At 35.5% G+C, this 26,587-nt stretch carries 29 protein-coding genes and 1 other RNA gene; 24 read left to right on the plus strand and 6 right to left on the minus strand.

The window, feature by feature from the left end; all coding sequences use genetic code 11:
- Window positions 1-57: 57 nt before the first annotated feature.
- Genes HMPREF2767_RS01620 through HMPREF2767_RS01630 form a run of 3 tightly spaced genes read right to left on the minus strand, consistent with a single transcriptional unit; the run spans window position 58 to window position 2,426 of the window.
- Window positions 58-1,746 (minus strand): b(o/a)3-type cytochrome-c oxidase subunit 1, encoded by a 1,689-nt coding sequence (locus HMPREF2767_RS01620; RefSeq protein ID WP_070622380.1) that lies wholly within the window; start codon window positions 1,744-1,746, stop codon window positions 58-60.
- Window positions 1,746-2,228, minus strand: coding sequence for a cupredoxin domain-containing protein (locus tag HMPREF2767_RS01625; RefSeq protein WP_068128190.1), 483 nt, complete (start codon window positions 2,226-2,228; stop codon window positions 1,746-1,748). Before HMPREF2767_RS01625 ends, HMPREF2767_RS01620 begins: the two co-directional genes overlap by 1 nt.
- Before the next feature lie 18 nt (window positions 2,229-2,246).
- Window positions 2,247-2,426 (minus strand): cytochrome c oxidase subunit 2A, encoded by a 180-nt coding sequence (locus HMPREF2767_RS01630; RefSeq protein ID WP_070622382.1) that lies wholly within the window; start codon window positions 2,424-2,426, stop codon window positions 2,247-2,249.
- A 203-nt stretch (window positions 2,427-2,629) separates the two neighbouring features.
- On the opposite strand from HMPREF2767_RS01630, the gene HMPREF2767_RS01635 reads away from it, so the two are divergent.
- Together HMPREF2767_RS01635 and ssrS are read left to right on the plus strand one after the other, a co-directional pair.
- A complete protein-coding gene (locus HMPREF2767_RS01635; protein WP_083302014.1) occupies window positions 2,630-3,334 on the plus strand; it encodes a Crp/Fnr family transcriptional regulator in 705 nt (234 codons plus the stop codon).
- Window positions 3,335-3,385: 51 nt separating this feature from the next.
- Window positions 3,386-3,574, plus strand: a non-coding RNA gene (gene ssrS, locus HMPREF2767_RS01640) — 6S RNA.
- Window positions 3,575-4,329: 755 nt separating this feature from the next.
- Here ssrS and HMPREF2767_RS01645 read toward each other — a convergent pair.
- A complete protein-coding gene (locus tag HMPREF2767_RS01645; protein WP_068128193.1) occupies window positions 4,330-5,595 on the minus strand; it encodes a replication-associated recombination protein A in 1,266 nt (421 codons plus the stop codon).
- Between the two features lie 70 nt (window positions 5,596-5,665).
- Here HMPREF2767_RS01645 and HMPREF2767_RS01650 point away from each other — a divergent pair, with 70 nt between their 5' ends.
- Window positions 5,666-6,079: an RrF2 family transcriptional regulator gene (locus HMPREF2767_RS01650; protein WP_070622385.1), complete on the plus strand. Its 414-nt coding sequence runs from the start codon at window positions 5,666-5,668 to the stop codon at window positions 6,077-6,079.
- A 25-nt stretch (window positions 6,080-6,104) separates the two neighbouring features.
- Here the strand turns inward: HMPREF2767_RS01650 and HMPREF2767_RS01655 are convergent, their stop codons facing one another.
- Together HMPREF2767_RS01655 and HMPREF2767_RS01660 are read right to left on the minus strand one after the other, a co-directional pair.
- Window positions 6,105-7,784 carry an ABC1 kinase family protein gene (locus HMPREF2767_RS01655; protein WP_070622387.1) on the minus strand — a complete coding sequence of 560 codons (1,680 nt, stop codon included), beginning with the start codon at window positions 7,782-7,784 and terminating at the stop codon, window positions 6,105-6,107.
- Window positions 7,785-7,983: 199 nt separating this feature from the next.
- Window positions 7,984-8,988, minus strand: a complete 1,005-nt coding sequence (locus HMPREF2767_RS01660; RefSeq protein ID WP_070622388.1) for an LLM class flavin-dependent oxidoreductase — start codon at window positions 8,986-8,988, stop codon at window positions 7,984-7,986.
- A 142-nt stretch (window positions 8,989-9,130) separates the two neighbouring features.
- Here HMPREF2767_RS01660 and HMPREF2767_RS01665 point away from each other — a divergent pair, with 142 nt between their 5' ends.
- From HMPREF2767_RS01665 to HMPREF2767_RS08890, 21 genes are all read left to right on the plus strand, one after another.
- Window positions 9,131-10,243, plus strand: a complete 1,113-nt coding sequence (locus HMPREF2767_RS01665; protein WP_070622390.1) for a cysteine desulfurase family protein — start codon at window positions 9,131-9,133, stop codon at window positions 10,241-10,243.
- A gap of 14 nt (window positions 10,244-10,257) precedes the next feature.
- Window positions 10,258-11,364, plus strand: a complete 1,107-nt coding sequence (gene mnmA, locus HMPREF2767_RS01670) for a tRNA 2-thiouridine(34) synthase MnmA (RefSeq protein ID WP_070622392.1) — start codon at window positions 10,258-10,260, stop codon at window positions 11,362-11,364.
- Window positions 11,361-12,005, plus strand: coding sequence for a tetratricopeptide repeat protein (locus HMPREF2767_RS01675; RefSeq protein ID WP_070622394.1), 645 nt, complete (start codon window positions 11,361-11,363; stop codon window positions 12,003-12,005). Before mnmA ends, HMPREF2767_RS01675 begins: the two co-directional genes overlap by 4 nt.
- Window positions 12,005-14,371, plus strand: a complete 2,367-nt coding sequence (locus tag HMPREF2767_RS01680) for an SF1B family DNA helicase RecD2 (protein WP_246828754.1) — start codon at window positions 12,005-12,007, stop codon at window positions 14,369-14,371. The genes HMPREF2767_RS01675 and HMPREF2767_RS01680 overlap by 1 nt, the downstream gene beginning before the upstream one ends.
- Window positions 14,372-14,593: 222 nt before the next feature.
- Window positions 14,594-17,221, plus strand: coding sequence for an alanine--tRNA ligase (gene alaS, locus HMPREF2767_RS01685; protein ID WP_070622398.1), 2,628 nt, complete (start codon window positions 14,594-14,596; stop codon window positions 17,219-17,221).
- Window positions 17,222-17,281: 60 nt separating this feature from the next.
- Entirely contained in the window at window positions 17,282-17,545 is a 264-nt protein-coding gene (locus HMPREF2767_RS01690; protein ID WP_040928416.1) for an IreB family regulatory phosphoprotein, read from the plus strand.
- Window positions 17,538-17,960, plus strand: coding sequence for a Holliday junction resolvase RuvX (gene ruvX, locus HMPREF2767_RS01695; protein WP_068128211.1), 423 nt, complete (start codon window positions 17,538-17,540; stop codon window positions 17,958-17,960). Before HMPREF2767_RS01690 ends, ruvX begins: the two co-directional genes overlap by 8 nt.
- Window positions 17,961-17,972: 12 nt before the next feature.
- The gene (locus HMPREF2767_RS01700; protein WP_068128213.1) at window positions 17,973-18,281 is read left to right on the plus strand and encodes a DUF1292 domain-containing protein; all 309 of its coding nucleotides are present in this window, start codon (window positions 17,973-17,975) and stop codon (window positions 18,279-18,281) included.
- A gap of 52 nt (window positions 18,282-18,333) precedes the next feature.
- Window positions 18,334-19,458: an endolytic transglycosylase MltG gene (gene mltG, locus HMPREF2767_RS01705; RefSeq protein ID WP_068128215.1), complete on the plus strand. Its 1,125-nt coding sequence runs from the start codon at window positions 18,334-18,336 to the stop codon at window positions 19,456-19,458.
- A gap of 93 nt (window positions 19,459-19,551) precedes the next feature.
- Window positions 19,552-20,160 (plus strand): O-methyltransferase, encoded by a 609-nt coding sequence (locus tag HMPREF2767_RS01710; RefSeq protein WP_068128217.1) that lies wholly within the window; start codon window positions 19,552-19,554, stop codon window positions 20,158-20,160.
- A 12-nt stretch (window positions 20,161-20,172) separates the two neighbouring features.
- Window positions 20,173-20,652: a transcription elongation factor GreA gene (gene greA, locus HMPREF2767_RS01715; RefSeq protein ID WP_040928411.1), complete on the plus strand. Its 480-nt coding sequence runs from the start codon at window positions 20,173-20,175 to the stop codon at window positions 20,650-20,652.
- Window positions 20,645-21,343 (plus strand): 5'-methylthioadenosine/adenosylhomocysteine nucleosidase, encoded by a 699-nt coding sequence (locus tag HMPREF2767_RS01720; RefSeq protein WP_083286810.1) that lies wholly within the window; start codon window positions 20,645-20,647, stop codon window positions 21,341-21,343. Before greA ends, HMPREF2767_RS01720 begins: the two co-directional genes overlap by 8 nt.
- Window positions 21,344-21,519: 176 nt before the next feature.
- Window positions 21,520-22,050, plus strand: a complete 531-nt coding sequence (locus tag HMPREF2767_RS01725) for a YqeG family HAD IIIA-type phosphatase (protein ID WP_070622400.1) — start codon at window positions 21,520-21,522, stop codon at window positions 22,048-22,050.
- Window positions 22,051-23,154, plus strand: coding sequence for a ribosome biogenesis GTPase YqeH (gene yqeH / locus HMPREF2767_RS01730; RefSeq protein WP_070622402.1), 1,104 nt, complete (start codon window positions 22,051-22,053; stop codon window positions 23,152-23,154).
- Window position 23,155: 1 nt separating this feature from the next.
- Window positions 23,156-23,953 carry a shikimate dehydrogenase gene (gene aroE / locus HMPREF2767_RS01735; protein WP_070622403.1) on the plus strand — a complete coding sequence of 266 codons (798 nt, stop codon included), beginning with the start codon at window positions 23,156-23,158 and terminating at the stop codon, window positions 23,951-23,953.
- The gene (gene yhbY / locus HMPREF2767_RS01740; protein ID WP_068128226.1) at window positions 23,950-24,243 is read left to right on the plus strand and encodes a ribosome assembly RNA-binding protein YhbY; all 294 of its coding nucleotides are present in this window, start codon (window positions 23,950-23,952) and stop codon (window positions 24,241-24,243) included. Before aroE ends, yhbY begins: the two co-directional genes overlap by 4 nt.
- Window positions 24,240-24,803 (plus strand): nicotinate (nicotinamide) nucleotide adenylyltransferase, encoded by a 564-nt coding sequence (gene nadD / locus HMPREF2767_RS01745; RefSeq protein ID WP_070622404.1) that lies wholly within the window; start codon window positions 24,240-24,242, stop codon window positions 24,801-24,803. The genes yhbY and nadD overlap by 4 nt, the downstream gene beginning before the upstream one ends.
- Window positions 24,796-25,353, plus strand: coding sequence for a bis(5'-nucleosyl)-tetraphosphatase (symmetrical) YqeK (yqeK, locus tag HMPREF2767_RS01750; RefSeq protein ID WP_070456388.1), 558 nt, complete (start codon window positions 24,796-24,798; stop codon window positions 25,351-25,353). The genes nadD and yqeK overlap by 8 nt, the downstream gene beginning before the upstream one ends.
- Before the next feature lie 14 nt (window positions 25,354-25,367).
- Window positions 25,368-25,703 (plus strand): ribosome silencing factor, encoded by a 336-nt coding sequence (gene rsfS / locus HMPREF2767_RS01755; RefSeq protein WP_102167356.1) that lies wholly within the window; start codon window positions 25,368-25,370, stop codon window positions 25,701-25,703.
- A 31-nt stretch (window positions 25,704-25,734) separates the two neighbouring features.
- Window positions 25,735-26,406, plus strand: coding sequence for a class I SAM-dependent DNA methyltransferase (locus HMPREF2767_RS01760; protein WP_168162108.1), 672 nt, complete (start codon window positions 25,735-25,737; stop codon window positions 26,404-26,406).
- Between the two features lie 49 nt (window positions 26,407-26,455).
- Entirely contained in the window at window positions 26,456-26,578 is a 123-nt protein-coding gene (locus HMPREF2767_RS08890) for a hypothetical protein (protein ID WP_256388411.1), read from the plus strand.
- Window positions 26,579-26,587: the final 9 nt, after the last annotated feature.

The raw sequence follows: 26,587 nt of genomic DNA on the forward strand, positions 1-26,587 counted from the left end.
CCAAAAGTCCAACTTTTGGGTAGCACAACAATTTGCTAAGCTTATTTTTGTATTTGATTACCAAGCTTTAAATCCTGGTGATCCTGGAATGTTTTCTGTAAAGATTTGTGAGATTGGAACTGTGTATGCAATTACGACTAAGAAAATCGTAATGATGATTAATAATCTCCAGTTTTCAACCCATTTAAGTGGTGCATCTCCATCGTCCATAAATCGAGCGATAGGGAATTCTTCGACAACATCTGTCTTCGGTGTTCTAAGTGATAAGAAGAATGCGAAGAATGCGATGATGATAGCGATTAGTAAGAATGAACCACCAATTGCTTGTAGTAATTGATAGCTGATCCACTCTTCGGCAACTGCATGTCCACCGTACTCAGAGAATGTTGAACGACGAGGGGCACCTTTGATACCTGCCATGTGCATTGCAAATGACATAATACCCATACCTAATGCCCACGTGTATGCTAACCATAAACCAAGTGAGTTTGTAAGTTTAGTCATTCTACCACCGACTAAGTGCGGAAGTAAGAACATCATTGCTGCAAAGTAAGTTAATACAACTGGTGTACCAACTGTAATGTGGAAGTGTCCAACGACCCACATCGTGTTGTGAACGACCTGGTTCATTTGACCAGATGCGTTGATGATACCACCGATACCACCAGGTACGAAGAATAACATACCGACAAACTGTAATACGAATCTTGAGTCGTTCCAAGGTAATTTCTTAAACCAATCGAATAAACCTGTCGCACCATTTTTACGTCCGAATGTTTCAAATGATGCAAATAAACTAAATGCTGTAATGAGAGATGGTACGATAACCATGAACGTTAATACAACTTGGAGTCCTTTCCAGAATGCATCGATTCCTGGTTCAACTAATTGGTGGTGGATACCAACCGGAATTGAGAAGAATAGGAATAAGACGAAACTAAGTCTTGCAAGTTTATCTGAAAAACCTTTAACTCCGATAATTTTAGGTAATACTGCATACCAAACCATGTATGCTGGTAATAACCAGAAGTATACGAGTGCGTGTCCAAAGTACCAGAATAACGTACGTGTAAGTTTTACGTTAACTGTATCGATTAATCCGAATGACCAAGGGATAAGTTGAGTTAACGCAGATGTTGCGACACCGATGGTACATACGTACCACATGACGTTGTTAATAGCAACAAAATATGCAATCGTAGGTGTTTTTTGACCTGGATTTTGTTTTCTCCATCTAAAGTAACGCTTTGTCTGAGCACCTGTTGCAATCCATGTACCTACGATAACGAGTGTTAAACCAACATAGAAGATACCATGTGCTTGAAGTGGTGCATAGAATGTATATAAAACTGTTGCTTGGTTCGTTGCGATCATGGCTGCTGCCATTAACGTACCGATCGACATTAACCAAAATCCGATCCAACCTGACTTTCTTTCTCCGTCAGTTAAACTACCCATTGCTCTTGAAACAACAGCAGTTTGGAATCCTACAATAAAGAAGAATGTAAGAACTAATGCAAGAATTACACCGTGTAACGTTAAGATTTGGTAGTATCCAATATTAAACGGTAATTCAAAATATCCTGAACGGACAAATGTTTGTAATGCGCCTGCGAATCCACCAACTACGAGTGCAAAAATCACCCATAAGAAGTTCGCAAGAACTAATTTCGCGTCTTTTTTATTAATGACTGTGTCTGCTTTGTATAATTCATTTTGAGTTGTGTTTTTATAAGACTTCGCCATTATTCTTCACTCCCGACAACTTTAATGATTGATGTCATGTCCGTATGACCAGTCCCACAATATTCGTTACATACAACTAAAAATTCGCCTTCTTTATTGAACGTTGCATGATATTTAGAGATTAACCCCGGCTCTACCATCATGTTAATATTTGTCTTTGCTACTTCTAAACCGTGAATTACGTCTGGAGTTGTTACCATTACACGAACTCTAGAACCTTTCGGGATTTCGACTTCAGCAGGTTCATATCTAAACATGCTTGCGACCATGTATAAGTCATAATCGAATCCTTCTTCTTGTGACTCATATAAACCTGGTTCTTTAAATCTTGCATCGTCTCTCACGTGATCAGGGTTAATTGTTTCAATACCTGATGCTGCAGGTGAGTGACCTTGGTGAACTGCTGAAATTCCTAAAATAACAAGGAATAAGATTAATGAACCAGTTCCAAAGCTTAACCATATCTTTTCGTACTTATGCATTTATTTCACCTTTCCTTTTTACATTCTTTCCATAAATAACCAGAATACACCTAGCCAAGAAACTAACATTAGTGCGCCGAGTGCCATCGTAAAGAAAAACGTGCCTCGTAAATCTAAATTATGTACATCTTCAGTGACATTTACGTTTTTTACAATTTCTTTGTCATCATTTTGATGTACGACTTTTTTATCAGCCATAGTTATTCACCTTCCAATTCCGTATTCTTATACCTTTATTGTAGTGTATTTACCTTTTTAAAAAAGTGATAAAAGTCACACTTTGACATATTTTCGTAACAATTTCATAGATATTTGTGATGTTTTTCTTGAAAACGTTCACAATATATGCTGTAAAAAGTGATAAAAGTCACAAAATATGATAGAATTTTGTTTAAAGGGAAGTGATTACTATCTCGAATTCTCAATTATTTAAACCTGAACTTATCCTTAAATACATAAAGCAAAATGGTAATGAATTAAAATTAAAGAAAAACGAATTTATTTATCACTCTGGAGATCCAACAGAACATATATATGTAATTGAAACTGGGGAAGTATTTGTTTTAAGAATGCAAGATGATGGATCAGAAAATGCAATCCATTACTTAAAAGAAGATTGTTTGTTTGGAGCGATCACTTTATTTTGTGGACCAAAGCGTCATTCTACGTTTGCTAAATCGAAAACTGAAGTACGTCTATATCGTATTGAACGCTCGATTTTTGAACAAAAAATACTTTCAGATAATTCATATACAATAGAATGGATGCGTTGGCTTGAAATTGAAAGACAAAGACACTCTTCTAAACTAAGAGATTTACTTTCATATGGAAAACTCGGTGCACTTGCTAGCGTCCTTGTTCGATTATCTAACTCGTTTGGTGTAGAGACGAAGAGTGGTATTGTGATTGACACGAAGCTAACAAACCAAGAACTCGCGATGCTCGCTAGTACATCCCGAGAAGTCGTGAATCGATATTTAAAAGAATTAACAAAAGAGGGTGTCATTGACGTAAATCGTAAGATTATTACGATTAAAGATATTAAGCGATTAAGAAAAATTATTAACTGTGAAAACTGCGATATTAACTTATGTCAGATTCATTAAATACAATTTCTTTGCATGAATACACAGTATATGCTATTATAATAACAAGTAAAACATCTGATGCGTTCGTGATGTGCCGGTTTTATTTTGACCTAACACCTATAAAATCGGGAGCTTGGCGTCCGAATATAATTGGAACGCCCGGATTTAACGGGACTTCATGAGTATTTGGCAGGGCACCCACCTGCACAAAGCAGGCCAAATCATCTGGCAAAAACACACGACGCTATCGGATGTTTTAAAGACAGTTACTTTGTAACTGTCTTTTTTTTGAAAAAAATCAGATAAAATTCTTTAAAAATTTTTAAAGTATGTTACTATAGTAAAGTAAAAAAATAAACGTGAAAGGTTGCGTGATTTGATGGTATCTGTCAGTCAGATAATTACGAAAAGAAAGCAAAAATTAAATGCTAAAAACGCATCGAAATCATGTGATTTACTAAAAAAACGAAAACAACTAAAAAAACAAATTAACAATAATATCTTAATCTAAAAGGCGAGTATCTGGGTGGTACTCGTTTTTTGTTTAAATATCTGAGGATGCTTTAACGTTAAAGTGATTTGCGTAAAATTGTTTTTAATCTTTTGATATAAATCGGATTTATGTAAAAGAGGTTGCGGTTTCGTTAACACAATTGCTCTAATCGTTAAATTAATGAGATAGTCGTTGACGTAAAAGCGTTTTGCGTAAAATTGAAACGTCAATCACATATAAAAGGCGAGTATCCGTATGATGCTAGGCGAGTATCTAGCTGATACTCGCTTTATTTGTTTAAATAACTGAGTATGCTTTTATGTAAAAGGGATTTGCGTAAAATTGTTTTTTAATCTTTTGATATAAATCAGGTTTATGTAAAAGGGTAAGTCGATACGTTAACACAAATACCGTAATCGTTAAATTAACTGTGTAGTCGTTGACGCAAAAGCGATTTGCGTAAAATTGAAACGTCAATCACATATAAAAGGCGAGTATCCAATTGATACTCGCCTTATTTTTATTTTACGAACGGTTTTAATTTCTCGTACGTCTCATTTAAATAACTTTCATATTTGGATGATCCCGTATCTTTAAAGTATTGTTTTGATTTTAAACTATCTGGTAAATATTGCTGTTTTACGACGTGGTTATCGTAGTTATGCGGATATTTATATCCGATTGCACGACCGAGTTCTTTTGCACCTTTATAATGACCGTCTTTTAAATGGTCTGGTATGACGCCGATATGTCCTTTTCGTATATCTGATAAAGCACTGTCGATACTTTTGATTGCTGTATTTGATTTTGGAGAGAGTGCTAAATCTATAACTGCTTGTGCGAGAGGTATTCTCGCTTCCGGGAATCCAAGTCGTTCTGCTGCGATGATCGCGTCTAGTGTGCGGCTTGGTAGTTGCGGGTTACTTAGCCCGATATCTTCATAACTAATGACGAGTAATCGTCTTGCAATTGTAACGAGGTCTCCTGCTTCTATTAATCGTCCTAAATAATGAAGTGCCGCATCGACATCACTACCGCGTATTGATTTTTGAAAAGCACTCATTACGTCGTAGTGTTGATCGCCGTCTTTATCGTGCAAGAATTGACTATGTTGCATCGTATCTCTAGCGTCTTCAAGTGTAACGTGAATCTCTTTATTTGTATCACTTAATACTGCAAGTTCTAGGCCGTTTAATGCACTTCTAATATCACCATTTGCTGCATGGATAAAGTGCTCTAAAGCATCATCATCTACGGTTACATTTAAATTACCAAGGCCACGCTCCTTATCATTTAAAGCGCGCGTGAGTCCAGTTTTAACATCCTCATCTGTTAATGGATGTAGTTCAAAAATTTGTGTTCTAGAGCGAATTGCAGGATTAATGACGTGGTACGGATTTGACGTCGTCGCACCGATTAAAACGATTTTTCCACTTTCTAGATGAGGGAGTAAAAAGTCTTGTTTTCCTTTATCGAGTCGGTGGATCTCATCGAGCATTAAAATTACGCTACCACTCATGTCTGCTTCAAAAACAATTTGTTCCATATCCTTTTTAGAGCTAGACACCGCGTTTAACGTTCTAAATTTATATTTAGTACTGCCAGCTAATGCGTTCGCAATACTCGTTTTACCTATACCTGGGGGACCGTAAAAAATCATCGATTGTAGTCTTTTAGCATTTACCATTCGTCTGATAATTCCTTTTTCTCCGACGAGATGTTCTTGGCCAAGTACTTCATCGATCGTTTTTGGTCGCATGCGAAAACTTAATGGTTCATTTGACATTAGATTTTTCACCAACTTTTTCGTTATAATTATAATCATAACATAAGAGATATGACTAAGAGGTGATGACGTGAAGATATCAACTAAAGGGCGCTACGGATTATATTTTATGAACGTCCTCGCATCTGAATATGGAGTTAAAAAGCGTTCAGTGAAATCTGTCGCGACTGAAAGAGGAATAAGCGACTTATATTTAGAACAAATCGTCGCGTGTCTAAAAAAAGCAGATTTAGTAAAAAGTACGCGCGGAGCGTACGGTGGTTATGAGTTAAATTATCCGCCAGATGAAATTACAGTGCTCGACGTATTCCAAGCTGTCGGCGAAAATATAATCGCAATAGAGTTAGACGATAAAGACACAAAAAACGAGAGATTCTTATGGAAAAGAATACGAGATGCGTCACACGACGTGCTGCGTCATACGACGTTACATGATCTTGAGAATCAATCAGACGAGTTTGATGATTATATGTTCTATATTTAAACACCTCCCAATTTGGGAGGTGTTTTCACATTCGTCCACTTTTAAATATCGTAAATATTAGCCAAGAGAACATCGCAATTGCGAGTATCGTACCGAGTTCTATCACCGGGAATTTGTAGAGTATCGACCCTTGACCAAGTAGTGAAGATCCGACAATGATTCCGGCCATTAATATAGAGAGTGACATTAAGACGATTGAAAAAGAAATTCTATTAATCGTTCGGTCTAAATGTCTTCCGATACTTTTTTCTTCCTTAAGTTCTAGACTGATCGGCAATCGTCTCGTACTCAAACCTTTCGTAAATTGATGGATGTTTGTTACAGAATCTTCAACAATATCTGTTAACAAAATCCAGTCTTCAAACTTATCTTCCGCAACGCGTTTAGGGTTTAATCTTTGAAGTAATAACTTTTTACCAAACGGTTCAGCGACAGATAATATGCTGTAGTCTTTATATAAAATTTCAATGTTACCTTCTAACGTAATTAACGTTTTAGCAAGTAATGTAAAGTCTTTTGGTAAATGGATATGGTATTTATTTGTAATTGTAAATAAGTCTCTAACCGCATCTCCAAATTCTAGGTCTTTCAGCGGAATATCATAATACTTATCTTGCATAAGCTCTGCTTCTTCGTATAAGTCATCGACATTTACGTCATCTGGTACAACACCCATTTGTATAATTGAACGTACAACTTTCTTAGAATTCTTTTGCATTAAACCGATGAGTAAACTTCCGAAGTTTTGTTTAACGTTATCTGTCAGTTTTCCGACCATACCAAAGTCGATAAAACCAAGCGTACCATCGTTTAAAACGATGATGTTCCCAGGGTGAATATCCGCATGGAAAAATCCATGTTCAAATATTTGTGTGAAAATTGTACGCGCAAATGTATCTGCGAGTTGATAACGGTCAAAACCTTTTTGCGAAAGTTCATCGACTTTACGAATTAAAATCCCTTCAAAGTATTCCATCGTCAAGATCGTTTTGTTTGATAACATTTCATAGACGTGTGGGAATTTGACGTCCTCTGAATTTTTAAACTGACGTTCAATACGATTAATGTTTCTCGCTTCTAACGTATAATCCATTTCTTGGATAATGGCAGTGGATAACTCATCGACAATATCTGTGACTTGATATTGTTTCGCCCATTTAAAGTTCTTTTCAGCAACTTGTGCGATCGTTTTAAGTATTTCTAAATCGATACGAATATTTCTTTCAATGTTTGGTCGTTGAACTTTAATCGCAACGACTTCACCAGTTTTTAGCACTGCTCGGTGGACTTGTCCAATCGACGCTGAACCGAGTGGTTCATCTTCAAATATTAAAAATGTGTCTTCGATTTTAATATCTAATTCTTGTTCGATTAACTCTCTTGCGATTTCGCTAGAAAATGGAGGTACATTACTTTGAAGTTTTTCTAATTCTTTAATGAATGACTCCGGTAATATATCACCACGCGTACTCGCGATTTGACCGAGTTTAACGTATGCAGGTCCTGCTTCTTCTAGAAATAATCGAATACGTTCTGCGATTGTTTTATCTTCTTCTTGTTTTTGGCTTTTATTAAATAATCGACTCGGTAAAGAGAGTAACTTATCTAAGCCACTTTCTTCGATAATAAACCCAAGTCCAGTTTTAGAAAACAAGATGGCAATTTCTCTAAAACGGTTAATATATTTAAATTGATTACGTATCATAATGTTCCTTCCAATCTAAAACGAGATGATGAAACGCTAGAAGAGTGCTAAAATAAGAGTTAACAATAATTACTATAAGAATAGGTGAAAACATTGCGTGAACTATTATTTTTAATTGCACCGATATTAATTATTCAAGTCATATTTTTTAGTGGTTTAATTTACTATATTTTATCAAAAAGAAAGCAATAAGATAGTCTTATTGCTTTTTATTATACTCTATAACGACGTCTTCAAATAATTGATAGCTCTTTATAAAAGCGTCTGTATCATAAATCGCAGTAGATGCGATGATTTCGTCGACGTCGAATTTATTTTGAAATGCTTCTAGGTCTTTAAGTGCTTGTTCTTTATCGCCAAGTATTTGAACTGGGAATTGATTGAGTATGATTTCTTTATGTTGCATTGACCAAATCTCGTCCATGTTTGTAACGGGTTGTTTCATCGGACCACGGTGATGTGTGATCATTCCGTAAACATTTTGATAATGGCTCGTTACGACGTATTCTGCTTCTTCTTGTGTGTCTTGAACGACGACGTTTAAGCACGCCATTTTATATGGTTCTTTTAATTGCTCACTCGGTGTAAAGTTGCGTTCATATATTTCAAATGCTTCTTCCATCATTGCTGGTGCAAAATGTGCAGCGAACGCATATGGCAGTCCTAAACGTGCGGCGATGTACGCTGAATCAGTTGAACTTCCTAAAACATATAACGGGATATTTGTGTTTAAACCTGGGTTCGCGATGACTTGCGACTCTTTATCAGATAAAAAGAATTGTAACTCACGAATTTCTTCTTCAAAGTCAAAGATACCTTGATGGTTACCACGGCGAATCGCGTTTGCTGTTACTTGATCTGTTCCAGGTGCTCTGCCAAGACCAATATCTAAACGGTCTCCAAATAATTCGTACATCGTACCGAATTCTTCAGCGACAATATACGGCGTATGATTTGGTAACATGACGCCGCCACTTCCGACGCGAATTCTTTTAGTATGTTGTAACGTGTACTGTATGAGTTGTCTTGTCGCACTAGATGCGATAGATTTCATATTATGATGTTCACTGATCCAGTAACGTTTATAACTAGAATCATCTAATGCTTCTGCTAAAAGACGCATACGTGTAAATGCATCTTTTGAATCGTATCCTTCACGTACATAGACTAAGTTTAATACTGATATATTGACTGGTTTACTCATTTAATCTCTCCCTTTTATATACTCTATAACTTACAAGACTTGACGTAATTTATCTAAAGAAACGACTCAGAGCAGTCGACTATATTTATAACGTTAAAAATGGTAAAATCTCTACTAAACTAAGTTTTAAAGGAGAAGTGTTATGGCTGTTTATTTAGATTATGCTGCAACAACACCAGTCGATAAAAAAATCATAAAAGGAATGCTAGAACATTCTGATATATATGGAAATCCGTCAAGTATTCACCGAATCGGTAAAGAAGCTAAGGCGTTTTTAGAAGAGAATCGACAAAAAATCGCTGAAGCAATTGGTGCAAAACCTGAGGAGATTATATTTACGAGTGGTGCAACAGAGTCTAACAACTTAGCCATTCGAGGGACACTCTCTCACTTTAATAGAGAAGTCAATGTAATTACGACAGAAGTAGAGCATATGTCGATATTAGAAACGGTTAAAGGGTTAAAAACACATGTAAAATATGTGCCTATACAAGAAAATGGTCTCATCAATTTAAACGAATTAAATAAGAAAATCGATGAAAATACAGCACTCGTTTCATTACATTACGTCAACAACGAAACAGGAGCAATCCAACCGGTAAAAGAGATTAAAGAATCACTACCAGAAGATGTATTACTTCATGTTGATGCTGCACAAGCAGTCGGTCACGTAAATGTGAATGTCGACGATTTAGGTGTGGACTTAATGAGTATGAGTGGTCATAAATTATATGCACCGAAAGGTGTAGGGGTATTATATGTAAGAAGCGTCACGCATTTACACGCACAACTCGTCGGTGGTAAACAAGAAAGAGAACGCCGTGCAGGTACTGAAAACTTGCTTTACAGTTATGCGATGAGTGAAGCTGTATTAGAAGCAGTTCAGTTAAAAGATGAAAGAAACAACGTGATTTTATCTCGTAAAGAGAAGCTCATAGATGGATTAAAAGAAGCGGGCGTTGAGTTTAAAGTAAACGGTGATTTAAACAGTCAATCTCCACATATTTTAAACATTTACGTGCCATTTTCAGAAACGGAACTTTTACTCACGGCATTAGATTTAGAGGGTATTTATATATCAGGTGGTAGTGCATGTAACGCTGGAACTGTAACACCGTCACACGTTATTACAAAAATGTATGATGAAAACCGTGCGGCACATTCACTTAGAATTAGTTTTAGTCATTTAACGACTGAAGATGATATAGAAAAAACAATACAGTCATTAAAGAAATTATATGATCGATTAAAATAAAGGGTTGAATATAAATGAAGAGAAAAGAAGATACGACAGTCGTCGTTGGAATGAGTGGTGGCGTTGACTCTTCAGTCACAGCGAAACTGTTAAAAGACGAAGGGTATAACGTCATCGGCATATTTATGAAAAACTGGGATGATACGGATGAGTTTGGTGTCTGTACAGCGACAGTCGATTATGAGGACGTCAGAAAAGTCGCTGAACAAATTGGTATACCATACTATTCAGTCAACTTTGAAAAAGAATATTACAATAGAGTATTCGAATACTTTTTAGAAGAATATAAACGTGGACGTACACCGAATCCAGACGTCATGTGTAATAAAGAAATTAAGTTTAAAGCATTTTTAGATCACGCGATGAAACTCGGTGCAGATTTTGTAGCGACAGGGCACTATGCGAGAGTGAATCACGACGGTGAAGTGACGATGCTTAAAGGTGTCGACGACAATAAAGACCAAACATACTTTTTAAACCAATTAACGAAAGAACAGTTAAGTAAAACACTATTCCCGTTAGGTGAAATTGATAAAAAAGAAGTTCGTGCACTCGCACATAAATTTGATCTCGCAACGAAAGATAAAAAAGATTCCACAGGAATTTGTTTTATCGGAGAAAGAGATTTTAAAACATTCCTTTCAAATTATTTACCAGCTAAACCAGGAAAAATAATCGACATGGAAACTGGCGAAGAAAAAGGCAAACACGACGGAATTATGTACTACACAATCGGTCAACGCCAAGGTTTAGGAATTGGTGGACCGGGTGGACCATATTTTGTCGCAGGTAAAAACTTAGAAACGAATGAATTATACGTCGTTACTGGATTCCATAATGAGAAATTATACTCAACGAGTCTTATCGCTGAAGACGTTAACTTCATTAATGATATGCCCGACGAATTTGATGCAAATGCGAAGTTTAGATATCGCCAAGCGGATAGTGCCGTATCTGTTAAGAAATTAGATGACAATAAAATTTTAGTAACGTTTAAAGCACCACAACGCGCAGTCACACCAGGTCAAGCAGTTGTATTATACGACGGTGACAGAGTAATTGGTGGCGCGACGATTGACGAAGTGTTTAACGGTGAAGAGAAACTGGAGTATTTAGCATGAGTTTTAAATACGAAGATTTTATTCAAGCAGGCGATTACGAAACAGCGTTAAAGAAAATTTTTGATTCTATTGAAGAGGATCCGACAAATCCGGCGCACTATATTAACGGAGGTTCTGTTCTATATAACATCGGTAAACTCGAAGAGGCGAACAACTTCTTACTAAAAGCAATTGAACTGGATAAGAATAATTCTGCGGCATATTTTACACTCGGTAATATGTATTTTAATGAAGGCAAATATAGAGATGCACGTACGCTACTCTTAAGTATTTACGATACGTTTAATGATGATAAGGACATTAACTATTTACTCGCGATGACGCATGTCCATGAAGGAAATTTAAGTATGTCTATTCCGTTTTTTGAAGCGATGTATGAAGCGGATAAAGAAGACTATGAACTCGTATTTCAATATGCGTTAACACTTTGCCAGCTCGGCTTACTCGATCAAGGTGAAATTTTACTTACGAATATTACGGACAAATACGATTATGCCGACGCAGAATATAACTTAGGACTTATTAAATGGACAAAATATGACGATAAAGATGCAGCAAAAAGACATTTTGAAAAAGCAATTCAAATCAAACCAGACCATATACTTGCACATAACGGCATAAAAAATATAAACGAGGGATAATGATGACACAATTGACGATAGAAGATGATTTATTCGTTACTGGAACTGTCGACAAAATAATATTTCATAATGATGATAATCACTTCTACGTCATGCGTGTCTTTATCGAAGAAACGAACACAGAATTAAAAGAAGAGACGATCATCACTGGGAATTTTCATCATGTCGATGAACATGAAACGTACACATTTACAGGCGAAATTGTCGAACATGCACGGTTTGGTAAACAGTTTAGTGCACGGCAAATTAAAAAGAATGTCCCGCAGACAAAAGAAGGAATCATACAATACTTATCTGGTGAAAAGTTTAAAGGTGTCGGCCAAAAAACAGCAGAAAACATCGTAAATACGCTCGGTGACAAGACGTTAGAACTCATAATAGAAAGCAAGTCGAATTTAGACCGAGTAAAGGGTCTGACAAAAGAACGAAAAGAAACAATATACCGAACAGTCGTTGAAAACGAATCGACGACTCGTGCGGATTTAATGATGATTGAGCTTGGTATTGCACCTTCAAAACGCGCTAAAATTATCGATACATATAAAGAAGATATATTAAACGTTCTACAAAATAATCCATACAAGCTCGTCGAAGATATATTCGGTATCGGATTTAAAAAAGCGGACGAAATCGCAATTAAAGCAGGTATCGAACCAAATTCAACCGAAAGAATCGATGCAGGAATTAAATACGCATTAGAGACAGAGTTAAATGAAGTCGGACATACGTACGTAGAGTTAAACGATTTAATCGATCTATCTTTAAATATATTAAATAATCGTTCGATTTATTTTTCAGCATCTGACATTCATAAACGTATTGACGAGCTCGCTGAAAAAGATGAATTAGTAATAAGAGACAATAAAGTGACGTTAAAATTGTTTTTTATTAGCGAACGTAAATCTGCTGAAAAAGTTTATGGACTTAGTCAACTAAAAGTAGAATCGTATAGTCATTCACGTATTGAAACAGTGATTTCACAAGTCGAGAAGTCGTTAGAAATTACATTTAATGATGAACAACAAAAAGCAATAAAGCATGCGATTCTTAATCCGATATCTGTCGTAACAGGTGGACCAGGGACAGGTAAAACAACAATTGTTTCAGGGATTATTGAGGTGTATAGAATTTTACATAATATAGATAAGTTTATCGACTTTGAAGGTGAAGAGTATCCAATAAAGCTTGCCGCACCAACAGGACGTGCAGCAAAACGAATGAAAGACGCAACAGGTATAGGCGCGTCGACAATTCACCGGTTAATTGGATATGGTCGTGATACTGAAGAGACAGATATATTAGACAATATTATCGATGCAGATTTAATAATCGTCGATGAGATGTCGATGGTCGATACGTGGTTGTTTTATCAGTTTATTAAAAACGTATTGCCAGAAACGCAAATCGTCTTCGTTGGAGATGATGCTCAGTTACCGTCAGTCGGTCCTGGAACAGTGTTTAAAGATTTAATAGAATCACAATCTGTGCCCGTGACAATTCTAAAAAAGATATACAGGCAAATGGAATCGTCGTCGATTATCCAACTTGCGTATCAAATTAACAATAACTTGCCAGTAAATATTTTAGAGAGACATCCAGATCGTACTTTTTTCCAAACGGACGCGAGTGGCATTATAAATATTGTTGACATCGTCGTAAAGGGTGCGGTTAAAAAGGGGTATACGATGCAAGATGTTCAAGTGCTTGCACCGATTTATAGAGGACCTGCCGGTATAAATGTGTTAAATCAAACGATTCAAAAAGTATTAAATCCTCCAAGTGAAGACAAAAAAGAAGTCGAGTTCGGAGATAAGATATATAGAGAAAACGATAAAGTCATTCAACTTGAAAATCGTCGTGAAGATAATGTGTTTAACGGTGACAGTGGAATCATTACAGAAATTACATATCGAGACGATAAAACGGGCACAAAAGAATCGATTACGGTAGACTTTTTAGGTCAAGAAATCGTATATGAACGTAAAGATTACTCAGAGTTGTCTCACGCATATTGTACGAGTATCCATAAAGCACAAGGTAGTGAATACCGAATTGTCATTATGCCAATCGTCAGACAGTATTATCATATGTTACAAAAGAATATTATTTATACTGGTATTACGCGCGCAAAAGAATCCCTCGTCTTATGCGGTGAACCAGATTCCTTTATCCATGCAATTAACCAAGAAGGTATCGAACGTCAAACGATGTTAAAAACGTATTTAAAAGAAATGTTTAAACAAACAGATATAAAAGAGACAATTGAAGAAACAGATAATCATATATTAACGATGGAATTAATCATGCAAAAAAGAATCGACCCGATGATTAACATGTCAGGTGTTTCACCGTATGATTTCAATTGACTTTAAGACGTATGATTTTTATAATTATACTGATATTAGAACTATTTTATTCGATGAAAATACAGAAACGTTGCGGTAGATGAGAGCAATGCATCGATCTTTGTGCACACAACTATATACTTAAAGTGATGAATAACATTCATAATTTGGGTGGTACCGCGGATAGAATTCGCCCCTTTTTAATAAGGGCGAATTCTATTTTTTATTTTAGGAGGAATTAAAATGAAACAAATCTCAACAAACGAACTACGTCAAATGTTTTTAGACTTTTTCGAAACAAAAGGACACAACATTGAACCAAGTAGAAGCTTAGTACCAGTTAACGACGACACGTTACTGTGGATCAACTCAGGTGTGGCAACGTTAAAGAAGTATTTTGATGGAACTGAAAAGCCAAACAATCCAAGAATTGTAAACGCGCAAAAGTCGATTCGTACGAATGATATTGAAAATGTCGGTTTTACAGCGAGACACCATACGTTCTTTGAAATGCTTGGTAACTTTTCAATCGGTGACTATTTTAAAGAGGAAGCAATTGAATTTGCTTGGGAATTTTTAACGAGTGATCAATGGTTAAACTTTGAAGTAGATAAATTATACGTGACGATTCACCCTGAAGATGATGAGTCATATCATATTTGGAAAGATAAAATTGGTATTGAAGAAAGCCGAATTATCCGTATTGAAGGAAACTTCTGGGATATCGGTGAAGGGCCATGTGGACCAAACTCTGAAATATTCTACGACCGTGGGGAATCATATGAAGGAGATACACCAAGAGAAGAAATGTATCCAGGTGGAGAAAACGAACGTTACTTAGAAATTTGGAACTTAGTATTCTCTGAATTTAACCATAATAGCGATCATTCATATACGCCACTTCCAAGTCAAAACATTGATACAGGGCTCGGGCTTGAAAGATTATCGAGCGTAATCCAAAACGTACCAACAAACTTTGATACGGACGTATTTATTCCGATTATTAATGAAATCGAGAAAGCTTCTCGTAAAACTTATCGTGATAACGATAAGGATGACGTTGCGTTTAAAGTTATTAGTGATCATATCCGTACAGTTGCATTTGCGATTGGTGACGGTGCGTTACCTGGCAACGAGGGACGTGGATACGTGCTTAGAAGACTCATTCGTCGTGCAACGCGTTACGCAAAAGAACTCGGGATTAACGAAACGTTCTTATATAAATTAGTTGACGTCGTAGACGACGTTATGAACGCGTTCTATAAAGAAATTGGTGAAAATAAAGACTTTATTAAAAAAGTAATTCAACAAGAAGAATCGAGATTTTTACAAACGCTTGACGAAGGTATTGAAATTTACCGTACAGTTAAAGAAAAAGCATTAAAAGAAGATGAAGTAATTAGTGGTAAAGATGCATTTAAACTATATGATACTTTTGGATTTCCTGTTGAAATGACAGTAGAGTACGCAGAAGAAGACGGACTTGCTGTTGATCTTGACGGTTTTAAAGAAGAGATGGAACGACAAAGAGAACGTGCACGCGCTGCGCGAAAATCTTCTGAATCGATGAACGTACAATCAGAAACGTACCAGAAATTAGATAAGGAGAGTATCTTTACGGGGTATACTCACTTAAATGAAACTGCTGAACTGCTTTACATCGTTTCAAATGATGAAGTTGTCAATCATTATGACGGAAGTAATGACGTCGACGTAATTTTTGATAAAACACCGTTTTATGCAGTGAGTGGTGGACAAGTTGCAGACATCGGTTTCATTAAAAATGAACACGGTACAATGGAAGTTAAAAATGTATATAAAGGACCAAACGGACAAAACATCCATACAGTAACTGTTACTGAAGGAGTCATAACAACAGGTGAAACATACGAGTTAACAGTGGATCGTGAAAGCCGTAACTTTATCAATAAAAACCATACAGCAACACATTTACTACACCAAGCATTAAAAGACGTCGTTGGAGAGCATGCGAATCAAGCAGGTTCACTCGTTGAAAAAGAACGTCTACGCTTTGACTTTACACATCTTGAAGGTCTTAAAAAAGAAGAAGTAAAAGAGATTGAACGTATCGTAAACGAAAAAATCTTTGATTCACTTTACGTAGACATTAACGAGATGCCAATTGAAGACGCAAAACGTAAAGGGGCAATGGCATTATTCGGTGAAAAGTATGGAGATATTGTTAGAGTTGTTGATATCGATCAGTATTCCGTTGAATTATGTGGTGGTGTCCACGTTAAAAACACATCAGAAATTGGACTCTTTAAAATCATTTCAGAAAGTGGAATTGGTGCTGGTGTAAGACGTATCGAAGCGGTCACTTCAAAATATGCGGTTGAATATTATGAAGATAAAGACAACGTACTTGAAGACGTAAATACGCACTTAAAAGTAGAATCAGGAAATACAATTTCTAAACTTGAACAATTAATTGAAGATAAGAAGCAACTAGAGAAAGAAGTAAAGTCATTAAAATCAGAACTTCAAAAAGATGCATTATCTGATTTAACAGATGCAACGTTCGACATTAACGGATTTAATTTAATCGCGACAGAAGTTTCAGTAGATAGTGTGAAAGAACTACGTGAGACGATGGATGTCATTAAATCTAAAAACCAAGAAAGCATTATCGCACTCATTTCAAATGTTGACGGTAAAGTATCGATGATCGTTACGGTGCCTAAAGATAAAACATCAGTCGTAAAAGCTGGAGATATTATGAAACAAATGGCTGAAGCCGTTGACGGTAGAGGTGGCGGTCGCCCGGACATGGCACAAGGTGGCGGAACGAACACTGAAAATATGTCAGAAGCTTTACAAATCGTTAAAGATTATCTAAATGGTTTTTAATAATATAATAATTTGTTATACTAACACTATCTAACTTAAGTAGTCGAGGAGTGTTACTGCATGGATAATTTAAATAAGACAATGAAGTTTAACATTGAAGAAGCACAAAATGAGAATATCAAGAACGTCCTTTCGAATGTATATAAAACACTTGAAGAACGCGGCTACAATCCTGTAAACCAAATTGTAGGATATCTACAAAGTGGTGACCCGGCATTTATTCCGCGCCATAACGAAGCGAGAAACCAAATTCGTCATATTGAACGTGACGAGATTATGGAAGTGCTCGTGAAAAGTTATATTACACGTGAACTCAATGAGTAAAACACTTGGGTTAGATGTAGGTACTAAAACGATTGGTGTTGCAGTGAGTGATAGTTTAGGCTGGACAGCACAAGGGTTAACAACTTTAAAGGTCGATACGGCACAAAATGATTTTGGTCTAAATGATCTAGCAAAAATTATTAAAGATGAAAATATTACGACGATTGTCGTCGGTTTACCGAAGCACATGAATAACTCAGTCGGTGAAAGTGGCGAACGTTCGATTCATTTTTCTGAACTTTTAAAAGAAAAGTTTCCGACAATTCAAGTTGAATTGTGGGATGAACGACTCAGTACGATGGCCGCAGAACGCACGCTTCTTGAAGCGGATTTATCGAGGAAAAAACGTAGTAAAGTGATCGATAAAATGGCTGCAGTATTTATATTACAAGGGTACTTAGACCGATTTAATTAAAGGAGAATATTAATGTCAAATGAATTTGAATTAAACACAGATGATGAGTTAATGACGCTTGTCGATGAAGAAGGTAATGAAACACTTTACAGAAAATTAATGGAGTTTCATCATCCAGGATTTGACAAAACATACGTAATTGTTGCAGAAGAAAGCAACTATAACTCTGAAGATGATGATGAGCAAATCGAATTAATTCCTATGATTGCTGAACCTTTAGACGATGGTGAAAATTACCGCTTTGCACCAGTTGAATCTGATGAAGAGTGGGACATGATTGAAGAAATCGTAAACACAAACTTTGACGATATTGAAGAATAATTATAATTGCTTCCGTGAATTCGGGAGCAATTTTTAAAAATAAGGAGAAATTATGACAAACAATGATGATTTAAGATTTTCAAAAAACGTATCATCTTATGTTTCGGTAATCATCGTCCTTGCGATTATTGCAATGCTCGTTTTAGGAGCATTGTTTGGCGTGTTTTACATTAAGCAAGGTATGAAGCCGTTAGACAAAGATTCAACCGAGGTCGTACGAGTTGAAGTTCCAGCAGGTTCTTCATCGACTGATATTAGTAATATGTTAGAAGAGAAAGGGATTATTAAAAACAGTAAGTTTTTTAAACTTTACTTAAGACTTAATAGCATTTCAAACTATCAAGCGGGAGAATTTGAACTTTCGCCTTCTATGGATTATGAAACAATTGCAAAAACATTAGAAACTGGTGTGTTGTACGAAGAGGTGCATTATAAATTAACAGTGCCTGAAGGGTATACTGTCGATGAAATTGGAGATCTCGTACAAGAAGTACTTCCAGTTGAAAAAGATGAGTTTATAAACTTAGTTCAAGACAAAGAATATTTAAAAGAGTTGCAAAAAGATTATAAAGACATGTTAACGGATGAAATATTTGATGAAGATATTAAATATCCGCTCGAAGGGTACTTATATCCAGCGACTTACGATATCACTGAAGAGCAGCCGGATTTAGATAAGTTAGTGCGTCAAATGTTAAACGCCACGCGAAGTAATACGTTTAACTTATATAAATCTGTCACATACACTGTGAACTATGAAGGAGAAAATGAAGAGTTATCATTCCATGAATTCTTAACATTCTCTTCACTTGTAGAAAAAGAAGCGACGAGTTTAGCTGATCGCGCTAAAATTACGAGTGTGTTTTTAAACAGAATGGCTGAAAATCCATCGATGCCTCTTCAAACGGACCCGACTGTTTTATACGCAAAAGGCATTCATAAAGAAGTCGTCTTATACGAAGACTTAGAAGTCGATGACCCGTTTAACACATATATTCATAAAGGATTAACACCAGGGCCAATCGGTGCACCTGGAACTGAGTCCGTTCAAAGTGTATTAAATCCAGCGAATACGAATTACTACTACTTCTTAGCTGATAAGGATGGAGTTAACCATTTCGCTGAAACATATGAAGAACACCAAGAGAATCGTGAAAAGTATATAGAAGGTGACTGATTTCGCTTTCTCTTTTTAAAACTTTATGTTAATATCTAACTAATATCTACAACTGGCATTGATTTGCCGGTTGTATATTTTTGTGGTGAAAACATGACTATAGAAGAATATTTAAAACAATTGAACACAAAAACTGAGTCGTTTCAAGACGTTTATGAGTACGCTGTAAATAATCGTGTACCAATTATCGATAGCGATGCACTGACTGTATTAAAACAACTCATTCAATTAACACGTCGTAAAAAAATATTAGAGATCGGAACAGCAATCGGATATAGTGGACTCCATATGCTCAGTGTCAACAAAGATATTACATTAACGACGATTGAGAAAGATGAAGCTTCATATGACATTTCAAAAGAAAACTTTTTAAAACACGGTGTAAGTGAAAGAGTGAATGGTATACTCGGTGATGCAAAAGAAGTCGAATTAGAAGATACATTTGATTTGCTTTTTATCGATGCATCGAAAGGTAACAATAAGCTCTTCTTTGAAAAGTACAGTCCACTACTTACGGATGATGGTATTATCGTTGTCGATAATATATTATTACGTGGTCAAATTGTAGAAGAGAATCTACATAGTAAAAACAAAATTAAACTACGTGATAAAGTACGTCAATTTAACGAATACATTTATGAAAACTATCCGTCAGCGTCATTTTTAAATGTCGGCGATGGACTATTAATTATAAGTAAATAACGGAGTGAAAACATGGATTTAAATAATAAAGAATACCCAATGACACAAGAAGGATTTGACAAACTTCAAGAAGAACTCGATCATTTAAAAACAGTAAAACGACCTGAAGTCGTTGAAAAGATTAAAGTTGCACGTAGTTTTGGAGACCTTTCTGAGAACTCTGAGTACGATGCAGCAAAAGATGAACAAGGTTTCGTAGAGCAAGAAATCTCTAAAATTGAAGAGATGATTCGTTACGCTAAAATTATCGAAGAAAACGTCGATAATACAGAAGTTCAAATTGGTAAAACAGTAACATTTAAAGAGTTACCAAATGGACCTGAAGAATCTTATAAAATCGTCGGTTCTGCAGAGGCAGATCCATTTGAAGGTAAAATTTCAAATGAGTCTCCGATTGCGGGCGCATTAATCGGCTCAAAATTAAACGATGAAGTAAACGTACCACTTCCAAACGGTAACGAAATGAAAGTGAAAATCGTTAAAATTGACTAATACAATTGGTATTATTGGAGCAATGCAACCGGAAGTAGAGATATTAAAAAATGACATGGACATTACACGTACTGTTAATATTGCTCACGTTGAGTTTTATGAAGGTACGTTACAAGATAAAAATATCGTTCTCGTTGAAAGTGGGATCGGTAAAGTAAATGCATCGATTATTACAGCGTTATTAATACAAACTTTTAACGTAGATGTGATCATTAATACTGGTGTTGCTGGTAGTTTAGCTGAAGAACTCGATATTTTAGATATGGTCATAAGCAGTCATACTGCGCACCACGATGTTGAAGCGACAACATTTGGTTATGAAATAGGGCAAGTACCATCAATGCCACTCAACTTTGAAGCAGATACGCGCTTTATAGAAGCTACGAAACTTGCACTTAATGAATACAATGAAATTAACTATACAGTCGGTGAAGTCGTTAGTGGCGATCAATTTATCGACACAGATGATAAAAAACAAAAGATTTTAAATGCGTTCAGTAATGCAAAAGCAGTCGATATGGAATCTGCTGCGATTGCACAAACGTGTTATCAATTTAAAACACCGTATTTAATATTACGTTCGATGAGTGACAAAGCAGATGGTTCAGCGGATATGAACTATGATGAGTTTCTTAGAAAAGCTTGTATTCACTCATCTAACACGGTAAAATTAGTATTAGAGAAACTGTGATTCGGAGGGGTAAAGTAATGCTATTTCTTATGGTTTTTGCCTTAATTGTAACTACAATTGTTGGTTTCTTTATTTATAAAGAAACTGAAGTTGAACACACACAAGGAATTGAAGAGTAATTGAGACGGCGCCTTTTTTGGGCGCTTTTTATTTTTAAAAATTAAGAGGTTAATGATATGAAAACTGTGTTAAAAGATTATTTTTTGCCAAGTGATTACGTCAATCGTTTTACTGACATTACATCTGATTATTTAAAATCACATGACAAAACTGCAGTGATGATTGACTTAGACAATACACTCGTCGCTTTTGATGATCCAGATATTAACGATGAAGTCATCGAATGGATAGAAACGTTACAAGAAGATGGTATTCAAGTTCTTATTCTATCTAACGGAAGAAAAAAAAGGGTCGAACGCTTTTGTAAAGACTCAGATTTGAAGTACATTCATACAGCGAGAAAACCAGCAATGCGAGGCTTCCATAAAGGAATTACAGAGCTCGGTGTGAAGAAGAAAGCAGTTGTAATGATTGGAGACCAAGTGATGACAGACGTACTCGGTGCCAATAGAACTGGAATCGATAGTATTTTAGTGTTACCTGTAAAAGAGAAAGACGCTTTTGTTACGAAGTTTAACCGCCGTATGGAACGACGTATTATGAAATGGATAGCTGATGAGGACTTACTAAATTGGAGGAACTATTAAATGACTGAATATAAATGTATCGGCTGCGGCGCAGTACTACAGTCTGAAGATGAAAATGAAAGCGGGTTTGTACCAAAAAGTCGTATTCACGAAGAAGACGTCATTTGTAGACGTTGCTTTCGTTTAAAAAATTATAATGAGACACCTGACGTTAATATTGAATCTGGGGAATTTATGACGATGTTAAACTCGATTTATGAAAAAGACGGAGTTATCGTTAAAGTGATCGACGTGTTTGACTTTGAAGGTAGTATTATTCCATCGTTTAACCGTATCGTTGGAAATAAGAAAATTATCGTTGCGGTAAATAAAATTGATCTTCTTCCTAAATCTACTAATGTGAGTCGTTTATTGAATCGCCTTAAAAAGATGCTTGCAGATGAAGGAATTATTGCCAATGAAACAGTCGTTGTTTCAGGTGCAAAAGGTTTTGGATTAGATGATTTGATCGAACAAATCAATCAATATAGCGTAGGTAAAGATGTATATGTAGTTGGTACGACAAACGTTGGTAAATCTACGTTAATTAATAAATTAATAGAAGCAACAACAGGTGAAAAAGAAGTGATTACGACGTCTAATATCCCTGGAACGACACTTGGTATGATCGATATACCTCTTGGAAATAATCAGTTTATGTATGATACTCCTGGAGTTATTGCAAAAAGTGCGATGAGTACGGTGTTATCTCTAGACGACGTAAAACATATTATGCCTAAAAAAGAAATTAAGCCACTCACATATCAATTAGACGAAGGACAAACTTTATTTGTTTCAAACTTGGCACAAATTGATTTTGTAACAGGTAATCGCTCTAGTTTTACAATATATCGTAGTGATAAGCTTGTCGTTCATCGTACGAAACTAGATAATGCGAAAGAATTTTATCGTAAGCATTACAATGGATTACTTGCACCACCAGAATTAGAGTCTCCTATTTTACTTGATAATAGTGAGACATATACATTTAAAACAGACGTTCGTAGTGATATTTTAATTAGTGGATTATGTTTTATAACAGTGGATAAAGATATCACAGTAAACGTTACAGTACCTAAAGGTGTAAAAGTGATTGCACGCCATACGGTATTTAAGGATAAGTAAAATGAGCTATGCAGTCATTGGTTATCCAATACATCATACGTATTCACCACTGATTCATAATACTAATTTTAAAAAGAACGATGATCCATTAAACTACGGTAAATTAGAAATTACACCTGAGCAACTAAAAAATATTGATGCAATTATGAAAAAAGAAAATCTTTTAGGCATAAACGTGACGGTACCTCATAAAGAAGAAATTATCCAATATCTAGATGAGATAGATGGTCATGCGAAGGAAATTTACGCAGTAAATACAGTTAAACGAATAGATCATAAATTATACGGGTATAATACAGATGTATCTGGATATAAACAAACGATTATTGACAACGATATTAAACACGATAACGTTTTAATACTAGGTGCGGGTGGTGCGTCAAAAGCAGTGTGTCTTGCACACCTTGAGCTCGGTTCTAAAGTGACAATTGTTACGCGCCGTAAAGAAAGTTTTCAAAGTTTTAGAACTCATGATTTTACAGCGTTAACAATTGATGAGTTTGAAGGTGGGGCGTTTGATATTGTTATAAATGCAACACCACTCGGTTTAAAGAGTGAAGATGCTTTTCAAACGTTTAAACTAAATCAACTGACCAATATAGAAAGTACAGTAGGTTATGATTTAATCTATAATCCTGCAGTCACTCCTTTTATGTCATATTTTAAAACGTCATTTAATGGGCTTGATATGCTCGTAAATCAAGCGATGATGTCATATGAAATATGGACAGGAAAAGTAGGAGATAGAGAAGAAGTAAAGTCAGTATTGCGAACGTATTTAAAGGAGAATAATGGATGACATTAACTGGTAAACAAAAAAGATATTTAAGAAAACTTGCACATGATTTAAAACCGGTCTTTCAAGTCGGTAAATTAGGTGTAACTGATGAATTCAATGATCAAATTTCCGATTACTTTAATAGTCATGAACTATTAAAAATTTCTATACTTCAAAACTGTCCGTACGACAAAAAAGAGATCGCTGAGAAATTAGCGTCTGGTACAGACAGTCATTTAGTTCAAATTATCGGAAGTATTATCGTTTTGTATAAAGAAAACAAAGAAGAGAAGACGATTCAATTACCATGAGAAAAATCGGAGTGTTTGGTGGGACACTAGACCCGATTCATATCGGGCATACTCATTTAATCGTTGAAGCAAAACGTCATTTTGATTTAGATGAAGTAATTATCGTCCCAGCATTTCAATCACCACATAAAGCGGACCGTCCGATTCATGAATCGGACCGCTTAAAAATGATTGAACGTGCGACTAAAGATTTAGACTTTATTTCTATTGACATGTTCGAACTTGAACATAAAGGTAAAAGCTATACGTATGATACGATGTGTTATTTAAAAGAAAAGTTCCCGAATGATACACTCTATTTTATTATGGGAGAAGATCAGTTTCACGCATTTGATAGATGGTATAAGCACGAAGAACTACTTGAAATTGCGCAGTTTATTGTATTAAAACGTACGATGGAAGAGACAAATATTACTGCACCATTTCTAACAGCAACAGTACCTATAATTGAAGTGAGTTCTAGCGAAATACGTAAACGTATCGGAAATGACGATTATTATAGTCATCTCGTTCATAAGAACGTATTTGATTATATTAAGGAGCACGAGCTATATGAATGAGCTTGAAGCAAAACAACTCGTACAAGAAAAGTTGCCTGAAAAGCGATTCGCACATTCCTTGCGTGTTGCTGAAACGGCCGTTTTAATGGCACGATTGTTTAAAGCAGATGAAAAGAAATGTCATCTTGCTGGTCTTTTACATGATTACTGTAAGTATGACGACTTAAATGATATGCATGAAATCGTTAAAGAGAATAGTTTAGATGACGAACTACAACTATACACGAGTGCGATTTTACATGGACCTATCGCAGCATTTTTAATGGAAAAAGAGTTTAATATTCACGATGAAGAAATTCTTCTCGCTATTAAAAATCATACGTCTGGTCGTGCAGACATGAATTTAGTTGAAAAAATTATTTTTGTCGCAGATTATATTGAACCCGCTCGAACAACACCTGGTGTTGAAGACATTAGAGATATCGTATATAACGATCACGATTTAGAACGTGCGGTATTTGAAATTACGAGAAGAAATATCTGTTATTTAGCAGAACAAGGTGTAAAAATATATAGTGAAACGTTTAAGTGTTATAACTATTATAATTAAAAAGGATGGATACTTTGGAAAGTAAAACATTATTAGATTTAGCAATTGATGCAGTCGATGGTAAACGTGCGGAAGATATTCGAGTATTTGATGTTAGAGAATCGAGTACAATTGCGGATTACGTATTCATTTGTCACGGATCATCAGACCGTCAAGTAAAAGCAATTGCAGGTGCTTTAGAAGCACTTGCAGAAGATAACGACCTCCAAGTTTCGGTTGAAGGATCGCGAGAAGGTAAATGGATTCTAGTCGATTTAGGAGATGTTATCGCACATATCTTTACAAAAGTAGAGCGTGAGTACTATAATTTAGAGCGTCTATATTATGATGGTGAAGCGGTTGAGCTCTAAGTATGAGGCGTTTAGCTATTTATACGAAGCTATGAATTATGACATCCCATACAGTTTATGGATTGATATTATAGAACCATTTAACAAAAACACGTCAATTCTAGATGTTGGATGTGGTACAGGTGAAATTTTAAAACAGTTAACTGCATCTAAAAAGATAGGGATCGATAATTCTGAAACGATGATTGAAATCGCCACGAGAAATGATGACTCTAGTCAATATTTTGTTAATGATATGAAAAATTTTAAGCTAAATGAATCATTTGATTTGGTAATCGCGACAGTCGACGTCTTAAATTATGTCGAAGACTTAGATTCATTTAAACGCGTTCTTCTAAATGTATACGAACATTTAAATGACGACGGAGTCTTTATTTTTGATATTCATAGTGAGAGTAAAGTAAATGCGATGATTGAAGGCGAAATGTTTACGGATGAAAGTGATGATTTCGTCTATATTTGGAATACAGTAAAAGATGATGATTTGTCTCTTCATCATGAGCTAACGTTTTTTATTAAAAATGAAGATGATTTATATGAAAGATATTTTGAATCTCATTATCAACGAACATTTACTCATGATACTGTGTTAAATGTATTACAGGCACTGAATTTTAAATTAGTAAAAGCGTTTAGTGATTTCGATTCTGATGGAACTATTCGAGACTATTCAGAACGCACTTTTTACATCGTAAAAAAATAAAAAAAGATAATTCAGCTTTTGACAGCATATGTATATAAAGAGGTGTCTTATGACTGAATTATTTTTTAAATATAAAACGATTATTTCTACTGCTGCACTAGGTATTATAGCAGTCGTCATGTTTATTTTATTTTTTAAAACGACAGATGATTTTGAATGGAAGATTTTATAATCAACCTAG

It is taken from the genome of Nosocomiicoccus sp. HMSC067E10 (assembly GCF_001810835.1).
Classification (GTDB): domain Bacteria; phylum Bacillota; class Bacilli; order Staphylococcales; family Salinicoccaceae; genus Nosocomiicoccus; species Nosocomiicoccus ampullae_A.

What these genes read in the sequence shown, in the direction of transcription:
- HMPREF2767_RS01725 (WP_070622400.1), top strand. Translation starts at nt 21,520, where the DNA reads ATGAAAACTGTGTTAAAAGATTATTTTTTGCCAAGTGATTACGTCAAT.
- HMPREF2767_RS01760 (WP_168162108.1), top strand. Translation starts at nt 25,735, where the DNA reads ATGAATTATGACATCCCATACAGTTTATGGATTGATATTATAGAACCA.
- greA (WP_040928411.1), top strand. Translation starts at nt 20,173, where the DNA reads ATGGATTTAAATAATAAAGAATACCCAATGACACAAGAAGGATTTGAC.
- alaS (WP_070622398.1), top strand. Translation starts at nt 14,594, where the DNA reads ATGAAACAAATCTCAACAAACGAACTACGTCAAATGTTTTTAGACTTT.
- HMPREF2767_RS01645 (WP_068128193.1), bottom strand. Translation starts at nt 5,595, where the DNA reads ATGTCAAATGAACCATTAAGTTTTCGCATGCGACCAAAAACGATCGAT.
- HMPREF2767_RS01675 (WP_070622394.1), top strand. Translation starts at nt 11,361, where the DNA reads ATGAGTTTTAAATACGAAGATTTTATTCAAGCAGGCGATTACGAAACA.
- aroE (WP_070622403.1), top strand. Translation starts at nt 23,156, where the DNA reads ATGAGCTATGCAGTCATTGGTTATCCAATACATCATACGTATTCACCA.
- HMPREF2767_RS01655 (WP_070622387.1), bottom strand. Translation starts at nt 7,784, where the DNA reads ATGATACGTAATCAATTTAAATATATTAACCGTTTTAGAGAAATTGCC.
- HMPREF2767_RS01630 (WP_070622382.1), bottom strand. Translation starts at nt 2,426, where the DNA reads ATGGCTGATAAAAAAGTCGTACATCAAAATGATGACAAAGAAATTGTA.
- HMPREF2767_RS01690 (WP_040928416.1), top strand. Translation starts at nt 17,282, where the DNA reads ATGGATAATTTAAATAAGACAATGAAGTTTAACATTGAAGAAGCACAA.
- HMPREF2767_RS01625 (WP_068128190.1), bottom strand. Translation starts at nt 2,228, where the DNA reads ATGCATAAGTACGAAAAGATATGGTTAAGCTTTGGAACTGGTTCATTA.
- yqeH (WP_070622402.1), top strand. Translation starts at nt 22,051, where the DNA reads ATGACTGAATATAAATGTATCGGCTGCGGCGCAGTACTACAGTCTGAA.
- HMPREF2767_RS01710 (WP_068128217.1), top strand. Translation starts at nt 19,552, where the DNA reads ATGACTATAGAAGAATATTTAAAACAATTGAACACAAAAACTGAGTCG.
- HMPREF2767_RS08890 (WP_256388411.1), top strand. Translation starts at nt 26,456, where the DNA reads ATGACTGAATTATTTTTTAAATATAAAACGATTATTTCTACTGCTGCA.
- yhbY (WP_068128226.1), top strand. Translation starts at nt 23,950, where the DNA reads ATGACATTAACTGGTAAACAAAAAAGATATTTAAGAAAACTTGCACAT.
- ruvX (WP_068128211.1), top strand. Translation starts at nt 17,538, where the DNA reads ATGAGTAAAACACTTGGGTTAGATGTAGGTACTAAAACGATTGGTGTT.
- yqeK (WP_070456388.1), top strand. Translation starts at nt 24,796, where the DNA reads ATGAATGAGCTTGAAGCAAAACAACTCGTACAAGAAAAGTTGCCTGAA.
- mnmA (WP_070622392.1), top strand. Translation starts at nt 10,258, where the DNA reads ATGAAGAGAAAAGAAGATACGACAGTCGTCGTTGGAATGAGTGGTGGC.
- HMPREF2767_RS01700 (WP_068128213.1), top strand. Translation starts at nt 17,973, where the DNA reads ATGTCAAATGAATTTGAATTAAACACAGATGATGAGTTAATGACGCTT.
- HMPREF2767_RS01620 (WP_070622380.1), bottom strand. Translation starts at nt 1,746, where the DNA reads ATGGCGAAGTCTTATAAAAACACAACTCAAAATGAATTATACAAAGCA.
- nadD (WP_070622404.1), top strand. Translation starts at nt 24,240, where the DNA reads ATGAGAAAAATCGGAGTGTTTGGTGGGACACTAGACCCGATTCATATC.
- HMPREF2767_RS01680 (WP_246828754.1), top strand. Translation starts at nt 12,005, where the DNA reads ATGATGACACAATTGACGATAGAAGATGATTTATTCGTTACTGGAACT.
- mltG (WP_068128215.1), top strand. Translation starts at nt 18,334, where the DNA reads ATGACAAACAATGATGATTTAAGATTTTCAAAAAACGTATCATCTTAT.
- HMPREF2767_RS01665 (WP_070622390.1), top strand. Translation starts at nt 9,131, where the DNA reads ATGGCTGTTTATTTAGATTATGCTGCAACAACACCAGTCGATAAAAAA.
- HMPREF2767_RS01660 (WP_070622388.1), bottom strand. Translation starts at nt 8,988, where the DNA reads ATGAGTAAACCAGTCAATATATCAGTATTAAACTTAGTCTATGTACGT.